Source organism: Neobacillus niacini (assembly GCF_036961885.1).
GTDB classification, from domain to species: Bacteria; Bacillota; Bacilli; order Bacillales; family Cytobacillaceae; genus Neobacillus; species Neobacillus niacini_H.
Genome location: NZ_JBALNQ010000033.1, coordinates 37,720 through 52,841 on the forward strand (window position 1 = coordinate 37,720; position 15,122 = coordinate 52,841).

The 15,122-nt window shown below is 34.1% G+C and carries 18 protein-coding genes and 1 riboswitch; of the genes, 8 read left to right on the plus strand and 10 right to left on the minus strand.

Features of this window, described 5'->3' with window-relative positions; translation table 11 throughout:
- Nucleotides 1-84: 84 nt before the first annotated feature.
- The gene (locus tag V7124_RS15380) at nt 85-618 is read right to left on the minus strand and encodes a DUF1259 domain-containing protein (RefSeq protein ID WP_420490547.1); all 534 of its coding nucleotides are present in this window, start codon (nt 616-618) and stop codon (nt 85-87) included.
- A 230-nt stretch (nt 619-848) separates the two neighbouring features.
- Nucleotides 849-1,181, minus strand: coding sequence for a hypothetical protein (locus tag V7124_RS15385; protein ID WP_335411188.1), 333 nt, complete (start codon nt 1,179-1,181; stop codon nt 849-851).
- A gap of 301 nt (nt 1,182-1,482) precedes the next feature.
- Between V7124_RS15385 and V7124_RS26290 the strand changes: the two genes are divergently transcribed.
- Complete coding sequence (locus V7124_RS26290; RefSeq protein ID WP_420490548.1) at nt 1,483-1,674, plus strand: hypothetical protein; 192 nt, start codon at nt 1,483-1,485, stop codon at nt 1,672-1,674.
- 169 nt (nt 1,675-1,843) lie between these two features.
- On the opposite strand, the gene V7124_RS15390 is transcribed toward V7124_RS26290, so the two are convergent.
- The 6 genes from V7124_RS15390 to V7124_RS15415 all read right to left on the minus strand — a co-directional run bounded on the left by V7124_RS15390 (nt 1,844) and on the right by V7124_RS15415 (nt 7,174).
- Nucleotides 1,844-2,920, minus strand: coding sequence for a putative glycoside hydrolase (locus tag V7124_RS15390; protein ID WP_335490533.1), 1,077 nt, complete (start codon nt 2,918-2,920; stop codon nt 1,844-1,846).
- A 93-nt stretch (nt 2,921-3,013) separates the two neighbouring features.
- Nucleotides 3,014-4,270, minus strand: coding sequence for a DUF445 domain-containing protein (locus tag V7124_RS15395; RefSeq protein ID WP_335490535.1), 1,257 nt, complete (start codon nt 4,268-4,270; stop codon nt 3,014-3,016).
- Between the two features lie 239 nt (nt 4,271-4,509).
- Entirely contained in the window at nt 4,510-5,481 is a 972-nt protein-coding gene (locus tag V7124_RS15400) for a DUF3939 domain-containing protein (RefSeq protein ID WP_335490538.1), read from the minus strand.
- Between the two features lie 4 nt (nt 5,482-5,485).
- Nucleotides 5,486-5,872, minus strand: a complete 387-nt coding sequence (locus tag V7124_RS15405; RefSeq protein ID WP_335490541.1) for an ATP synthase F0 subunit B — start codon at nt 5,870-5,872, stop codon at nt 5,486-5,488.
- A 24-nt stretch (nt 5,873-5,896) separates the two neighbouring features.
- A complete protein-coding gene (atpB, locus tag V7124_RS15410) occupies nt 5,897-6,610 on the minus strand; it encodes a F0F1 ATP synthase subunit A (protein WP_335490544.1) in 714 nt (237 codons plus the stop codon).
- A gap of 261 nt (nt 6,611-6,871) precedes the next feature.
- The gene (locus V7124_RS15415; protein WP_335411181.1) at nt 6,872-7,174 is read right to left on the minus strand and encodes a HesB/YadR/YfhF family protein; all 303 of its coding nucleotides are present in this window, start codon (nt 7,172-7,174) and stop codon (nt 6,872-6,874) included.
- Nucleotides 7,175-7,461: 287 nt separating this feature from the next.
- Between V7124_RS15415 and V7124_RS15420 the strand changes: the two genes are divergently transcribed.
- Complete coding sequence (locus V7124_RS15420) at nt 7,462-7,797, plus strand: hypothetical protein (protein WP_335411180.1); 336 nt, start codon at nt 7,462-7,464, stop codon at nt 7,795-7,797.
- An 83-nt stretch (nt 7,798-7,880) separates the two neighbouring features.
- Nucleotides 7,881-8,165 (plus strand): hypothetical protein, encoded by a 285-nt coding sequence (locus V7124_RS15425; protein WP_335490567.1) that lies wholly within the window; start codon nt 7,881-7,883, stop codon nt 8,163-8,165.
- A gap of 8 nt (nt 8,166-8,173) precedes the next feature.
- Here V7124_RS15425 and V7124_RS15430 read toward each other — a convergent pair whose 3' ends face one another.
- Nucleotides 8,174-9,526 (minus strand): hemolysin family protein, encoded by a 1,353-nt coding sequence (locus tag V7124_RS15430; RefSeq protein ID WP_335411178.1) that lies wholly within the window; start codon nt 9,524-9,526, stop codon nt 8,174-8,176.
- A 313-nt stretch (nt 9,527-9,839) separates the two neighbouring features.
- Nucleotides 9,840-10,970, minus strand: coding sequence for a histidine kinase N-terminal domain-containing protein (locus V7124_RS15435; RefSeq protein WP_335490573.1), 1,131 nt, complete (start codon nt 10,968-10,970; stop codon nt 9,840-9,842).
- A 167-nt stretch (nt 10,971-11,137) separates the two neighbouring features.
- Nucleotides 11,138-11,244: riboswitch (TPP riboswitch) on the plus strand.
- A 107-nt stretch (nt 11,245-11,351) separates the two neighbouring features.
- On the opposite strand from V7124_RS15435, the gene thiT reads away from it, so the two are divergent.
- The 5 genes from thiT to V7124_RS15460 all read left to right on the plus strand — a co-directional run bounded on the left by thiT (nt 11,352) and on the right by V7124_RS15460 (nt 15,035).
- Nucleotides 11,352-11,927 (plus strand): energy-coupled thiamine transporter ThiT, encoded by a 576-nt coding sequence (gene thiT / locus V7124_RS15440; protein ID WP_335411175.1) that lies wholly within the window; start codon nt 11,352-11,354, stop codon nt 11,925-11,927.
- Nucleotides 11,928-12,073: 146 nt separating this feature from the next.
- On the plus strand, nt 12,074-12,298 hold the full coding sequence (locus tag V7124_RS15445) for a FeoA family protein (RefSeq protein ID WP_335490578.1): 225 nt from the start codon (nt 12,074-12,076) through the stop codon (nt 12,296-12,298).
- Nucleotides 12,298-14,304, plus strand: coding sequence for a ferrous iron transport protein B (gene feoB / locus V7124_RS15450; RefSeq protein ID WP_335490582.1), 2,007 nt, complete (start codon nt 12,298-12,300; stop codon nt 14,302-14,304). Before V7124_RS15445 ends, feoB begins: the two co-directional genes overlap by 1 nt.
- Nucleotides 14,305-14,321: 17 nt before the next feature.
- Nucleotides 14,322-14,477 carry a FeoB-associated Cys-rich membrane protein gene (locus V7124_RS15455; RefSeq protein ID WP_335411170.1) on the plus strand — a complete coding sequence of 52 codons (156 nt, stop codon included), beginning with the start codon at nt 14,322-14,324 and terminating at the stop codon, nt 14,475-14,477.
- Between the two features lie 102 nt (nt 14,478-14,579).
- A complete protein-coding gene (locus V7124_RS15460) occupies nt 14,580-15,035 on the plus strand; it encodes a helix-turn-helix transcriptional regulator (protein ID WP_335490587.1) in 456 nt (151 codons plus the stop codon).
- The last annotated feature ends 87 nt before the right edge of the window (nt 15,036-15,122 follow it).

The following is a 15,122-nucleotide window of genomic DNA, read 5'->3' on the forward strand; positions in this document are numbered from 1 at the left end:
ATATTTTCAATTTGTAAAAACCTCCTAAAAAGTAATTATAAAAAGCCATTTGTGAAATTGAAAGCATCACAAATGGCCACCATTTTACAATAAACCAACTTCTTTAGCAGCTTCAAAACTATTTCTAGCAAACGTAAACGGATCTCCAACATTTTCCCAGTGCATATACATTAGTCTTGGGTTTTCAAATAGCCAATGGTTATGAACAGCAGTAACTGTAATTCCCCTTCGGCGTAATGCAGTTAGGAAAGGATTAATTTCTCTTTGAAGGATAACTGTTTCTCCTAAATTGAGCGTTCTCCCGCCAATGTTGTTTTCAAAGGATAAAGCAAATGGTAGTGCTAGAGGGGATTGGGTACGGCGGCCCAAAATAGTAGCATTAATATTACGAAGGCGTTGAACAACACATACAGGAGCTGAAGTAATAACCTCTCCTCCAATAATATCTGCAAGTTGCTGGCACGTTGACGTATTCCTTTTACCCATATTCCTGCGATTATTTGCAGTTCTTCTTCTTGAATCTTCATCCATATTCGGGTCAAAATCAAAGTCGAATTCATTATTAACATTAAAATTTGTATCAAAATTTCTTGAGTTATCATACTCTCTTCTACTCACTCGAATCACCTCCTTGTCCAACAGATTCATTACTAGTTTATTCAGGAATGGAAGTTTGCAATAGGCATATTATGGAAAAAAACCATTTTTGAAGAATTTCTTTCAATATTTTCACATGGGAATGAACCAGCAGGACCAGTCCCAACAACCATAAAATCAAAAAGTGTTTATTGAACTATTTATCCTAATAAAGGGTGGAATCCATTTATCCCACCCACAATTGTTATTATTTAAAAATCTACATCTACATCGGTGTTTTGATCTTGATCATTTTCTTGGTCTTGTTCGGATCTTACACGTGCATTGCTTCTGCTATTTAGATTAATATTTACTCGAGCATTTCCTGAGTTTTCGATAGTTGCTCTGGCAATATTTGTATTTCTGTCTGTATTACGTACTTCTGCTTCTGCTTCTGATTCTGAAGTATTTCTAACTTCATTATCGAATTCATTATCAACATTAACATCGACGTTTGAGTTATTGTTGTTATTGTTATTTCTAGAACTGCCTCTAAACACACTTTGATTTCCTTGATTATCAAATTCTCTGTTTCTTCTACTCAATTTTTTCAACTCCTTTTCCCTGTCTATTAAGCATTTTATTCCCTAAATGTACTATGGATTGGACGAGTTACCGAGGACAAACACCCTTTTCCTGAAAATGTTTTTTTTGACTAGCAACATAAGAAAATCAACCATGTCCAATAACATAAATTAAAAAAGTGCAAATATCATGGAAAAGTGGATAGTAAAGGAGGGGATAAGTATGTAGTACCAGGCTAATCTTCAAAAAGAATGAGTGAAATACGTTAATGGGGAGTGTGTTTATGGCTAAGGTGGGAAAAGATGATTTTGTGGTCAAATTATTTATCATAATTTAAAGTACTTACAATTAGACCGAGATTGGTTAAATAACGAACTTAGAAAAAAGGGAAAAAAAGTGGAGGATACAATTTTAGCAACTTATTTAGAAGGCGGAAAGTTATTTATAGATAATTATAAAGAAAATGAAGATAATAGAGGTCTGTATAACTATAAGCCTGGCAGAGACAATTAGCATCTAATAAATGAAAAGGAAGATGTTCTATTTATCTGTAATTATTTGTGGGAATTACCATTAACCATTCACTTTCAATAGAAGGTTATTCATACGATGGAAAAGGTGTTCATCGGAAGTATATGTAAAAAAGAAGGCAGCTATTTTATTATAGCTGCCTTCTCATGTCTCAATACGGTGTGTAGTCAACGTTTAGGGTGTATTTATTTGCAGCATTCCATATCAAATATTGATTTATTCCCTGTGCATGTAAGGCACGAATTTGGTCCTCCACTTCCTTTTTTCCATAAACCTTATAGTTACCCGGTCCAAGCCACGTGGCGGTAAAATCCTGTAACCATGGCCGGGAAATGGGGGGATTGGTGATTTCTCTGAGTCTGACATTTTCAACTTTGGCATAACCCTCAACTAATTGATAGGGTTGTAAATCAGGTTTGGGAATGCCAAAAATGGCTGTCCAATGGCTAGGATAAATCATGGCAGAGATTACATCGACGTTCTGTGCAATATTTGTGAAGTTCTGACCAATTCCACTTGCTTCAGGGATAACCGTTGCATTACCAAAGATATCCACGGAAACTTTAACATTGTAGGGGGTTAGTTTTTCTTTTGCATATTTGACAAACTCACTTACAGCCGTAACCCTATTACCTTGAAAGGGAGATTTGTCGTAGATAAGCTCATTTTCGACTTTTTCAAACTTCTCAGGAAATCGAACATAATCGAATTGAATTTCTTTGAATCCTAACTTTACAGCTTCTAATGCCACTCCAATATTATAATCCCAAACTTCTTGAAGGAAGGGGTTAGTAAAGGAATCTCCCCGTGGGTTTTTCCATAATCCGCCTGTGGTTTTAAACGTTAAATTCGGATTCTGATTTGCTAACACATTGTCCTTAAAGACAACAATTCTAGCGATTGGGTAGATATTATTTGCCTTTAACGTATTCATGAGTGAAGAAGGGTTCGTAATGTATGGACGTGCAATTGGATGATAGGGTGATTTTTTTGAAGGGACGAAGGTAAGATTTCCGTGATCATCTTTAATATCAATGACCATAGCGTTTAAATCGGTATTGTTGACGAGTGCCAGTAATTCATTAAACAAAGGTTTATTTGTAGTTGGAGCCGTCACATAAATACCTCTAATCGGTTCTTGAAAAGGTTTAGCAGCTAGAACGGTTCCATGATAGGGAAGACTAAAAGATAGTAAAATTACAAACAGAGTGAGTAAAAACTTTCTCATAATATCGCTCCTTTATATTTTTACCCATTAGAATGCGCATTAAGAGTGATTTTTATAAAAAAAGCTATCTTGAGGCACAAGATAGCCAGAATTCTAAAAAAACAATTTAACTCCAACTAGGATAAGTCCGATAAGAAAACCACAGACTGCACCATTAACACGGATCCATTGCAGGTCTTTTCCAACATTTGTTTCAATCATGTCAATGAGAGTTTTATCATCCAATTTTTCTAAGTTTTCCTTAACAAGATTACCAATTTTCCCATGATTATTATCGACAAAAATGGAAATTTGCTGCTGAATCCAAGACTCAATTGCCGTTACTTTTTCATTATCTGTTTTCAAGCTTTCAAGCGCTTTTGTTAAAAGTGGAAGAAGATAACCTTCGTAAAAGGTGGGTAATTTAATGGTAGTAATCGCTTTTTGTTTAAGCTGTTCTATAAATTTTGTGATTGTATCTGCTAAATTCCAATCTGAAATCATTTGTTCCTTAATTAAGTTCAATTCCAAAGTTAGTTTTTCATCTGTTTTAACATCTTGAAGTTTGGTGTTTATATGATAAAGTAGGGTTTGCCTATTTTGATTATAGGGATCCCTTAAGCTTACAACACCTTTTTGAATGAGACCTTGAATAATATTTCCCAATTTTTCCTCATTCACTATGTTGGTAAAAGATTTTAGAGCAAATTGCATAAAACCATCCGCTTTAATATTTTCCAATGCATCAACTGCAAGTCGACCAAGTCTTTCTTTTGTACTTTCTTTACTTGACCATTCATGAATTTCCTTAAGGATAAAATCGAGTGCTTTTTCGTCATATTTCCTACTTAGGATTTGATCAATCGCAAGTGGAAGATATTTACTAGTGTCAATTTCTTTAAGTTTTAATTTTAATTCTTCTTCGATGATGGGTGCAACTTTCTCACTGTCAACTGAATGAAGTAAATGCTGGATTAATGTAATGATTCCATTTCTTACTTGCTGTCCGGTTAGTGCATTTTTGGCTAAATTAAATAGCTTCTCGGTAAATGGAATGGTTGATATTTTTTTTCTGATACTTTCTTTGGTCAGCCAATCATTTTCTAACATGTTAATAATTCCAGCTATTATTCTCGTGCGGTTTTTTGGTAAAAGGGCTGTATGCGGTATGGGTATACCCAAAGGGTGGCGAAACAATGCAGTAACTGCAAACCAATCAGCTAGTCCCCCAACTAAGCCTGCTTCAAATCCCCCCTGAAGAATGAGTCCCCAAAGGGAATCCTGAAAGGGGAAAGTCGCTACGAAACCAACTCCCATTACAGCAAGAGAAATTTTCGCTAAATGCTGCGATTTATTCTTTTTATTCGTCATCTTTGTATCCCTCATTTTTCACTAGGCTATTTTCGTAATATTTTTTGTTAAAATCTTAATGCCGATTTTAACGTGGAAATAGTTATTTTGCGCCTTTGATTATAGTTTGCAAGCTCTTTTCTTCTTAAATTTTATTATAAAAATTAATAAAGTTTAAGAAAAGAGCCCTTACAAATAAAATATATTTATTGCTATTATCTCAATATCCTGAAAAAAAGCAAAAAAAAACTCCGCTGCCGCTAGTGAGAGGAGTTTTCCATTTTTCTTTTTTCTGGCCGAATATGGGTTATGAGTCCATCCAGTTCAGTAATATAAAACTGTGTTTCAGGTGCAGATTTTAGATAACTATCTTGAATTAATTGATAATAGTTAACCCTTCGATGTGGATCAAATCGAAGCATGGGATATTCCTTACGTTCCTTAACATATAAGTCGACTGCTTTTTGAACCATGTCCATTTCACCGGGAATATTCTTTTCATTTTCTTCAAAAAGATCATAGGTTTCTTTGGACATATAAAACTTCTTCGCTGGAATCCCACCTAAAATATTTGCTAGTTGTTTAAAATCGATACTATTATCATCCTGGACAATAATAGTACGGAATACACCTTTGGGTAGATTATCTGAAAATTGTCTTACCGCTTTTCGAACCTGTTCAACGCTGACATCAATAATTGGAAAGTCTGTCGTTTCATTTTTTTGTTTTTGTGACTCATATTCTTCTTGGACGTTCTTAGGAATTGGTTTTTTGAAATATTTTTGAATCATTGAGTATCCGGTAAATCCTCCAATCGCAATGCCTATTAAAGTAAAAATGACTGTTAACCGAGGTTCGAAGCCATAGCGTCCTTCTAGGAAAGATCCTAGTTTATAAAAGGCGAAAACGGTTAAGGCTACCGTTAAACCAAATACCATATTCATCGAAAGGGTTTTCATTAAAAAATTTGTAAACTCGGTCCAATGTTCATCGTTAAAGTTTTTTTCATTGTTAAGAAATTTTCGTACTTCTTTCTTCATTTCTTCAGAGACATTATTTTCTTCAAAAAAAGCCTCTAAATATTCATTTTGCGTTTTATCATTATTTTTTAAAATGCATGCAGTTTTTTCAGTTTTTCCTTTTGTGTAATGAACGTAAATGAATTTTTCTTCAAACCCTATTTCAAGGTTTTCTGTTACCCTGCCTAAGTACTTTGTAAATTTGTGTTTCATATTTTTACGCCCCCTTACTATCTTTATGCATAAATGAACGGGAACGAAATGATTCCTCTTTCACTTCCTTCAGAATTTCTTTAGCCTCTGCTTTAGCGTCCAATAATATTAATTTGGCTTCATTCTCACTATGCTTCATTATTTCTCTAGCGTCTTTTCTTGCCTGAATAAGAACTTCAGAACTTAGCTCTAGATTTTTTTCAGCATCACGCTTATATTGTTCTGTTAATTGAAGCTGATTTTCAATATGTTGTTTTCTACTGTCCAAAACACCAACTAACTTTTTAAATACTAGTTTCTTTAGTATAAAAACTAAAATGGTAAATATTAGAGCTTGATACAGCATAGTCCCCAACGAGATTGGTAGTCCAAACAGAGTTATATCACCCAAAATAAATCAACTCCTAATATTTTATTATGTTAAGCGGTGACCAATATAAACCATCGTAAGTGTAACAAATATATAAGCCTGAATGGCACCAATAAAAACACAGAAAGCTTGCCAAATAAGCATTGGTAATACAGCTAGTGAAGCTACTAAAAATCCTTGTGTTACAGCACCAGCAAGTAAAGCTAACATAACCTCACCTGCATATATATTACCAAATAATCTGAGCCCTAAGGTAAGAGTTGTAGCAAATTGTTCTAATATATTGATTGCGAACAAAGCTTTAAAAGGTTTAAAGAAGCTGAACATGAAGTGTTTAAAACCATGTAGTCGGATGTCGATGAAGTGTGTGTAGGCTATAATCATGATAGCTAAAGTCATGGTGACATGTGCATCAGCAGTGGGAGACCGCCACCATGAAACGGGGTGTTGTTCAATTGTGATGATCGAAAACGGGACACCTAACAGATTGGCAATAAACAAATACATTAAAAGCGATATTCCAGTGGACAAAATAAATAAGTTGTTAGTAGTACCCATTGAATTATTCATTATGTCTTTGACAAAATCCAATATCCATTCCATAAAATTTTGCCATTTTTTTGGTGTACCTTCTGTAAGGTTTCTTGTACAAAAATAGGCGATTATAAAAACAAATAGTGCAGAAATAGTGGTAGTTAAGATGATTGATAAATCAAAGGTTAAATTAAATAATACGACTTGAGGCCTAGCGTGTTCCATAATACCAACCCCTTAAATAGGTAATTTTTACTATGTTTACGCTTACATTATAAGGCGAATAAATTGTTATTGCAACATAGTTCACAATTTATTCCTAATTTTCAGAAATATATGTTTAGCATGATAGTTAACAAATTTAATGTAGTGTTGGTAACACCAATTATATTGTTTAGAATAGTAATTATAAAGAAAAAAGGCAGCCAATTAGAATGGGTGCCAAATTTAAGAATATTAAGGTATCAACTAATTTATAGCTAATGTTTACTTGAAGGAAATTTGAATTTCATTTATTTCATCGTTGTAGGATAACCACGTTTCTGTATCTTCGAAAAACCATACATCATTACCTTCTACATATAGTCTAATGCCATTTATTTCTTTCAAAAAACCAATATTTGTTGGTGCTTCTGCTGAAAATGCCAAGCTAAAACCTTTGTTCTTCTCACCAAAACCATCATATTGTGGGAACATTCTTACGTGATTGTTTTGGAACTCATCAGTAAACCATCTTACAGCTTTTTCATCAATAGATATGTTCATATTAAATGCACCAACCTTTTCCAAATGGTAATATCCATAATAAGATAGACTGTCAATTAGAAAGAAATGTGTTAGTCCATTTCTTATAATATTAGAGTAAGGCTTTTAAATTGATTTGCATGTGACATTTTTAACTATATCTTTTAAGGGAGAGATTTTTTTAAAAAAAGTTCATATTTCTGCAATATTCTTCCTGAAAAGTGGATACTAAAAAGAATTTAAATTCGAAAATGCGTTGTTTTAAAAATTGTAACATATATAAAGTGCTAAAGATGATAAAATGGTTGTAATACGAAAAGGGAGTTAAAAACATGGAGCAAAAACTCAATAAATTGACTGAGGACATATCAGATATAAAAACATTAATACAATCTTTTAATAAAACTTTAGGAAATATTGAACATAGACTTTCTCGTTTAGAACAAATGGACAGTATTGAGCATCGAGTAGAAGTTAATCAAATTGACTTGTCAGACATAAAGGAATCACTGCAGCGTATTGAAGATGTACAGAGTAATGTAGTAAATGAATTAAAGCGAAATTCAGGTAATGGTGAGGAAGTTAGGCATATAAATCGCCGCCTTGATTCACACCTCATTAAATTAGCCAAAGCAGAAGAAGAAATAATTATTTTAAAAAATAGATAACGGAAAAAGATCAGATATGGACTCTGATCTTTTTTGTTGAAAAATATTTGAAAGCGTTCTCGAATTATTTACTAAATAATTTCTTGAGCGCTTTAAAGAGAAGTACTAAAGAAAAAATAATCATCGCTAATGAGCCTATGATATCAAAAATTGGACCTAAGAAGCTCAAAAATGATACCAGTTCAACACTCATTAATACAAAACCAGATAGTATTGCAGCTAAAAATAATAAAATTAATTCCATCGTTATTTCTCACCCCTTTAGTTTAAAGTATGTATTCAAGTGTTGGGGTGATTGGATTATTGACGGATTATTACAAAATTATGACAAAAAGAAACAGACCAACAATCAATTTGGTCTGCAATGAAAAGTAATTTAGGATAGTACTTCTGTTTGTGACAGGGAAATGTTATGAGAATCTTGATCTACATCACTTACATTCTTAGTTACCTCGATATATTTAATATGATGATCCTCCATATCGAGTATCTTAAAGGAATATGGTCCGTGATGAATGGAGTCGCCCTCTTTTGCTTCATAATTTTCTGTAAGAATCCATCCGCCAATGGTATCAATATCTTCATCATTTATATCTACTCCAAGCAGGTCATTTACCTCAGTAACTAAAACCTTTGAGTCGATAATATAATGGTGTTCCTCAATTTTACGGATCATTGGGATTTCATCTGAATCAAACTCATCACGAATCTCACCAACAATCTCTTCAAGGATATCTTCAACTGTAACAAGTCCAGACGTACCCCCATATTCATCCATTAATATAGCCATATGCATTCGATCTTTTTGCATTTTTACAAGTAAATCATGGATTGGAATGGTTTCTATTACTCTAATAATCGGACGAGTGTAGTGTTCTAATGTTTTGGTTGAAAGAATTTCTTTACTGACTAAATCAGTAACCATTTCTTTTATATTTACGAGACCAATTATATGGTCTTTATCGCCATCAATAATCGGATATCTCGTGTATTTTTCCTCACGTATTACTTGGAGAAAAGTATCCAAAGTATCATCTTTAGATAATGAAACAATTTCTGTTCTAGGAACCATAATTTCTTTGGCAATACGGTTATCGAATTCAAAAATTTTATTTACATACTTAAACTCAGATTGGTTTATCTCACCACTTTTATAGCTTTCAGAAAGGATAATTCGAAGCTCTTCCTCGGTATGTGCCATTTCACTTTCAGACACAGGCTTAAGACCAAAAATGCTCGTCACAATTCGTGCTGACCCATTTAATATCCATATAAAAGGGTACATCACTTTATAAAAGAAGATTAGCGGTCGTGACATAATAAGCGTAATCAATTCAGCTTTTTGAATTGCCAGTGTTTTAGGTGCCAGTTCTCCTACGACAACATGTAAAAAAGTGATTGTCGCAAATGCAATCCCAATGGATAATATGCGGGAAACACCTTCAGGAATTTCTAGTCCATTGAAAAGGGGAGCGAGTATATGTTCAATGGTTGATTCCCCAATCCAACCTAATGCAAGGGCAGTAATGGTAATTCCTAACTGACAGGCTGAAAGGTACTCATCCAGGTTCGAAATTACCTTTTTTGCTGAAATAGCACTCGAATTGCCTTCCTCAATTAACTGATCGATTCTTGAACTCCGAATTTTAACTATAGCAAACTCTGAAGTTACAAAAAAAGCAGTCAACGCAATTAAAATGGCTATAATAACCAAGTTAAATATGTCCAAATAAATTCCCTTAACTCGTATTATACGAGTTAAGGAGTCACCTCCTAATTATTTAAAAGAAAACTAGATATGAAGAAATTAGATCGGAACGTCTTTCACAATAAACTGCTAAATCAAAAAGATACGATAGACAGCCCCATCATATCACCTCGGGTAATCTAAATTTTAAAATAATTATAGTAAATTACAACTGTACAGTCAAACGTTCTAGTTTATATAGTAGTTGGTATCAACATTTTATGAATAAAGTCTTGTCTGTATGAATCAGAAAACTATAATTTTAAAAAATAAATTAATAAACAAAAGTCTCCTTCTAAGGAGACATGGCAAGTGGTAATTTTATTGTAAAGATTGTTAGATAGGGAGTGGAAGAACAGGTTAATTCACCTTTATGTTTTTCTATAATTTCTTTACATACGAATAGACCAAGACCCGTACCAAGTTTTTTTGTTGTGAAAAAAGGCTCGAATATGGTTTTGCTCAATTCCGCAGGAATCATTGGACCATTATTAGAGATGGATATAACAACATGTGTATTATTCTCTATAAAGCTTTTAATTTCAATAGTTGGATTGGGGATTCTGTTATGATTTAACACGTCAATTGCATTGAATATTATATTAATAAAAACTTGTCGTATTTCATCCGCATAGCCATAAAGTGTAACCTCACCAACATTTTCTTTCTTTATTTTTACTTTACCGTCCAAGATACTTGGATATAAGAAATTTAAGACTTCATCAATTAATTTATTTTGATGAAAATGTTCTTTTTCTTTGCCGATTAGTTCCTTTTTAGATAGAAGCAAAAATTGTGAAATTCGGAAATTCAGTTGTTCTAATTCACTTGAAATAATCTCTAAATACTTCATTTCTGGATGGTCAGCCTTTAAAAGTTGAATAAACCCTTGAATCGAAGTGAGTGGATTTCTAAATTCATGAATAAAACTAGAGGTCATTTGACCAAGAAGTGTTAAACGATCCTGATGAGTTGAATCAATAAACATTGTTTTTTCTTCAATAATTTTGTCTTTAGCTTCTGTATAATGAGATACCGCATAATAAAGAAATTTATCAAAGCAGAAATTTATCTTATTAATCGATTCTTGAAGATCGTCCCATTGTAAACCAGCCGTACTTAAATAACTGTACAACACCGTTCTACCTTGATTAACGTTATAAACAAATTCTCCAATATTTATATTGGCTAGGGCTCTTTCTTCAGAAACTTCTAAGGCGTGCTTTTGGATAATGTCCAGAATCTCTTGCTCACTCATCAGATGCATGTTAAGGACGACATTGAGAAGAGCTATCCCATTGTCACGAATTTTATCTTTAAAGGGATCACCTTTAGAAATGATAATTGAATTTTCCCATTCGCGAAGCATGCTTTCTTTATTCTTATCAAAAAAGGCAATTAAATCTGTTTGTATTTCAGATAGCATTAATGTTTCCCCCTACGACATTCGCAAACTAATTAAAACATAATTCGTGATATTGCCTGATAATTCCTTTAATTTTGCGTTTATATCTTTAAATTATAACATGGATGGTAGTTTTTCCTTGTAAAAGTTCTATATTAATAGTATATTCGTTTATGAAATCAATTAAATATTTCCACAGGGGGAGCTGCTTTTGGTGGCTGAGAGTGAACGTTCGAGTTCTGACCCTATGAACCTGTTAGTTAACACTAGCGTAGGGATGTGGTTTGCCGATATTAATTCAAGCAATGCAGACAATCCTTAAATGTCCTGCATTGTTTTTTTTTGGCGCCATTAGAAAATAACCTATCGGACGTTCTCTACAAAAAAATAGGGGGAACATGTATGGAGAAAAAGCGTAGTAACACATTATTTTTAGTTGAAGTAGCAGTCTTTTCAGCACTAGCGTATTTATTGGATTTGGTTTCAGGACTCTTGTCGCTAAAAATATGGCCACAAGGAGGATCTATATCAATCGCGATGATTCCCATTTTCATAATGGCGTTTCGTTGGGGAATAAAAGGTGGTTTATTATCTGGATTTCTACTTGGATTACTTCAATTTATCCTTGGTTTTTCACAAATTTATACGCCGATTCAGGGTATTGTTGATTATGGTGTTGCCTTTACAGTTGTTGGTTTAGCTGGTATCTTTGCAGCACAGGTGAAGAATTCCCTTTCTAATAATAACAAAAAAACCTGGATTACTTATGTGATTGTAGGGACCTTTTTGGGAAGTGCTCTTAGATATCTCGCTCATGTTTATTCAGGTATCGTATTCTTTGGTAAATTTGCACCTGAAGGCCAGCCTGTAGCAGTTTATTCTCTAGTTTATAATGGAACGTATATGCTGCCAAGCTTTATCGTATCTGCAATCATTGTAATCCTTGTGATAGGTGCTGCACCCAAAAAAATGGTTTAAGAAAAAAGAGAAAAGTCCTTGACTTTTCTCTTTTTTTTGAAATTATTTCGGATTTTTGTCACATTATATTCCACAGTTATTAATGTTAAAATGACTATATAAAGAAAGATAATCATTCTCAATTAACAAAAGGTAGGGTGATATAGATGTTCGGATCATTTAAAGCAGGCGATAAAGGGAAAATAGTAAATATATCAAATGTGGGCCGCTTTGTTCAAAGACGGTTACTTGATTTAGGGATAACAGAAGGGTCAGAGGTATGTGTCAAATGTATCCTGCCATTTGGCGGGCCAGTGATGATTGAATCATGTGGACAGTGTGTTGGACTCCGTCGCAAAGAAGCGTGCTTAATAGAAGTGGAGAGAGTTTAATGGAAATTGCTCTTATTGGAAACCCGAATACTGGAAAAACTTCATTGTTTAATAATCTAACAGGAGCCTATGAGTATGTCGGCAACTGGAGCGGTGTTACAGTCGAAAAGAAGGTCGGAGTTTTCAAGAATAATATAGGAAGATTAATTGATTTGCCCGGTGTTTATTCATTGAACCCATTATCGAAGGATGAAGGTGTCGTTACTTCTTTTTTCTTAGATGAACCAGTAGACCGGTTGCTAAATATTTTAGACGCCTCACAATTAGAACGTAATTTGCATTTAACAATGCAATTGCTTGAATATGAGAAACCGGTATTAATTGGGTTAAATATGGTGGATGTCGCAACAAATCGAGGAATTCAGATTAATACGGAAAAGCTATCACAGATATTAGGTGTGCCTGTTGTGCCAGTAGTAGCACGCAGTGGTAAAGGGTGTGACCGCCTAATTGAGGTCATATCAACAAGCTCGAACCATTCAAAGGTAAAAAAACATGTTTACTATGGGAAAGCTGTAGAAGACGCTATAAATAAAATTAGTATTGAATTAATTGGAAAAACCGAACATTCACCTAGATGGCTTGCCATTCAACTATTTGAGGGGAATGAATATGTTAAAGGTTACCTGTCCAATCTTATAGAAGATCGTAAACTTGAATCAATCATTACACAATTAGAGTCAGTAGTTAAACAGGAAAATTCCCATGGGAAATCTCTGGCAAACTTTATTTATTTAAAAAGAAAAGAAATGATAGAAACGATTCTCGATGCTTCTGTTCAAAAAATAAGCAGCACAGTTCCATTATCGGAGAAAATAGATAATATTGTAACAAATCGTTTTTTAGGAATGCCGATCTTCTTATTATGCATGTACTTGATGTTTATGCTGACTTTTGATTGGCTGGGTACACCACTTTCTGATGTGCTTGATGGATTCTTGACCGGACCGGTAACCACAGGATTTGAAAGCATTTTAAATGTTATTAATGCTTCAGACTTTATCCATGCATTGATTATAGAAGGACTTGTTGCTGGTGTTGGTGGGGTATTGGTGTTTGTTCCACAGATTTTTATTCTGTTCTTTTTTATATCCTTATTAGAGGATTCTGGTTATATGGCTCGTGTTGCGCTTGTGATGGACCGAATTATGGAGTCCGTTGGGCTAAATGGGAAGGCGTTTATTCCGATGATGATTGGATTTGGCTGTAATGTACCTGGAATCATGGCGGCTAGAACAATTGAAACACCAAGAGAAAGACTAATGACCATATTATTAACACCGCTAATGTCCTGCTCTGCACGCCTGCCTGTATACGCATTATTTGTAGGTGCATTTTTTGCAGGCCAAAAAGCACTTATTGTGTTTAGCCTTTATATACTGGGGATTTTTGTTGCATTAGTATTAGCAAAAATCTTTACTAAAACATTATTAAAATCTGAAACATCAATGTTCGTTATTGAACTGCCGCCGTATCGACTTCCACAGGTTCAATCGCTTTGGAGGAGTACGTGGGACAAAGGCAAGGGCTTTGTCAGAAAAGCTGGGACATTTATCTTTGCTGGCTCTGTTTTTATTTGGCTGTTATCATATGCTGGGCCGAATGGGTTAAAAGTAGATATGGATGATAGCTTTTTAGCGGCAATCGGAAATTTATTTGCGCCGATCCTTGAGCCAATTGGATTTGGGACATGGCAGGCTGCCGCCTCTTTAATAACAGGATTTTTAGCAAAAGAAGCAATCATTTCTACCATGAATATTATTTATTTCATACCTGAAAATGCGAGCTTGCAAGGTATATTGAGCGATTTCTATACACCGCTTGCTGCCTATAGCTTTATGGTTTTTATTCTATTATATATTCCGTGTTTAGCAACTGCGGCAACGATCTATAAAGAAACTGGCTCAAGAAAATGGACGGCATTTGCAATTCTTTATGCCTTAATTCTTGCTTATGTTTTATGCCTGGTGATTTATCAAGGTGGAAAATTGTTTGGACTAGTCTAAGATTGGAGGTGTACCATATGATAGGAAGTTTCATAATTGGCACTGCGATTTTTGGTTACGCTACTTGGGCATTAGTAAAATTTATTAACAAGTCAAAAAAGGGAAAGTGTGCAGCGTGTGACCTTGAAAAATCCTGCTCGAGTCAAAGTCAATGCGGCAGTCCTATAAAATAAATTATTAAAACTGCTATCATTTAATCGATAGCAGTTTTTTCTTTTAAATAGTAGTAAACTTGTGTAAAATTACACTAGTAGTAGTGAAAGTGGGTTTTTAATATGAATAGAGAAGAAATTATTATCCTAGTTTCAGATAAATTACGATTAATCCGCACAGAAGCAGGCTATACACAGGATAAAATGGCAGAAATTATAGGTGTATCCAAGAAAACCCTTGTACAAATTGAAAAAGGAAGGGTCCTTGCAAGCTGGTCAACAGTCGTATCTATTTGTGCTTTGTTTAGAGAAACAGAAACAGTCCAATTTTTATTTGGAAGTGAACCACTTGAAGTCCTGGAGACAGTTGCTCGCGAAGGGATAGACTACCGGAAAATGAAAACGTTTGGCGGCAGGATTTGGTGGCGTGAAGTTTCAAGAAAAAACGGTTTTATTTTGCAGCAAAATATTCTTAGTAAACACTTTCGTATTTTGGATAACAAAAACTATCGGATATATAGCAGCTTAGATGAGAAACAATCCAAAATCCGCTTTAAAGAAATAACAAAGAATGAATAAGTATGGTGAAGAAAAGCTCTCGATTATTTCGAGGGCTTTTCTAATAGATAAGTATAAGTTTTGGGAACTTAGATTACTGTCCAGCGC

Bases quoted from the DNA above. Each gene is read 5' to 3' on its own strand.
- V7124_RS15390 (WP_335490533.1), bottom strand. From the start codon at position 2,920: ATGAGAAAGTTTTTACTCACTCTGTTTGTAATTTTACTATCTTTTAGT.
- V7124_RS15395 (WP_335490535.1), bottom strand. From the start codon at position 4,270: ATGACGAATAAAAAGAATAAATCGCAGCATTTAGCGAAAATTTCTCTT.
- V7124_RS15400 (WP_335490538.1), bottom strand. From the start codon at position 5,481: ATGAAACACAAATTTACAAAGTACTTAGGCAGGGTAACAGAAAACCTT.
- atpB (WP_335490544.1), bottom strand. From the start codon at position 6,610: ATGGAACACGCTAGGCCTCAAGTCGTATTATTTAATTTAACCTTTGAT.
- V7124_RS15420 (WP_335411180.1), top strand. From the start codon at position 7,462: ATGGAGCAAAAACTCAATAAATTGACTGAGGACATATCAGATATAAAA.
- V7124_RS15435 (WP_335490573.1), bottom strand. From the start codon at position 10,970: ATGCTATCTGAAATACAAACAGATTTAATTGCCTTTTTTGATAAGAAT.
- thiT (WP_335411175.1), top strand. From the start codon at position 11,352: ATGGAGAAAAAGCGTAGTAACACATTATTTTTAGTTGAAGTAGCAGTC.
- V7124_RS15445 (WP_335490578.1), top strand. From the start codon at position 12,074: ATGTTCGGATCATTTAAAGCAGGCGATAAAGGGAAAATAGTAAATATA.
- feoB (WP_335490582.1), top strand. From the start codon at position 12,298: ATGGAAATTGCTCTTATTGGAAACCCGAATACTGGAAAAACTTCATTG.
- V7124_RS15455 (WP_335411170.1), top strand. From the start codon at position 14,322: ATGATAGGAAGTTTCATAATTGGCACTGCGATTTTTGGTTACGCTACT.
- V7124_RS15460 (WP_335490587.1), top strand. From the start codon at position 14,580: ATGAATAGAGAAGAAATTATTATCCTAGTTTCAGATAAATTACGATTA.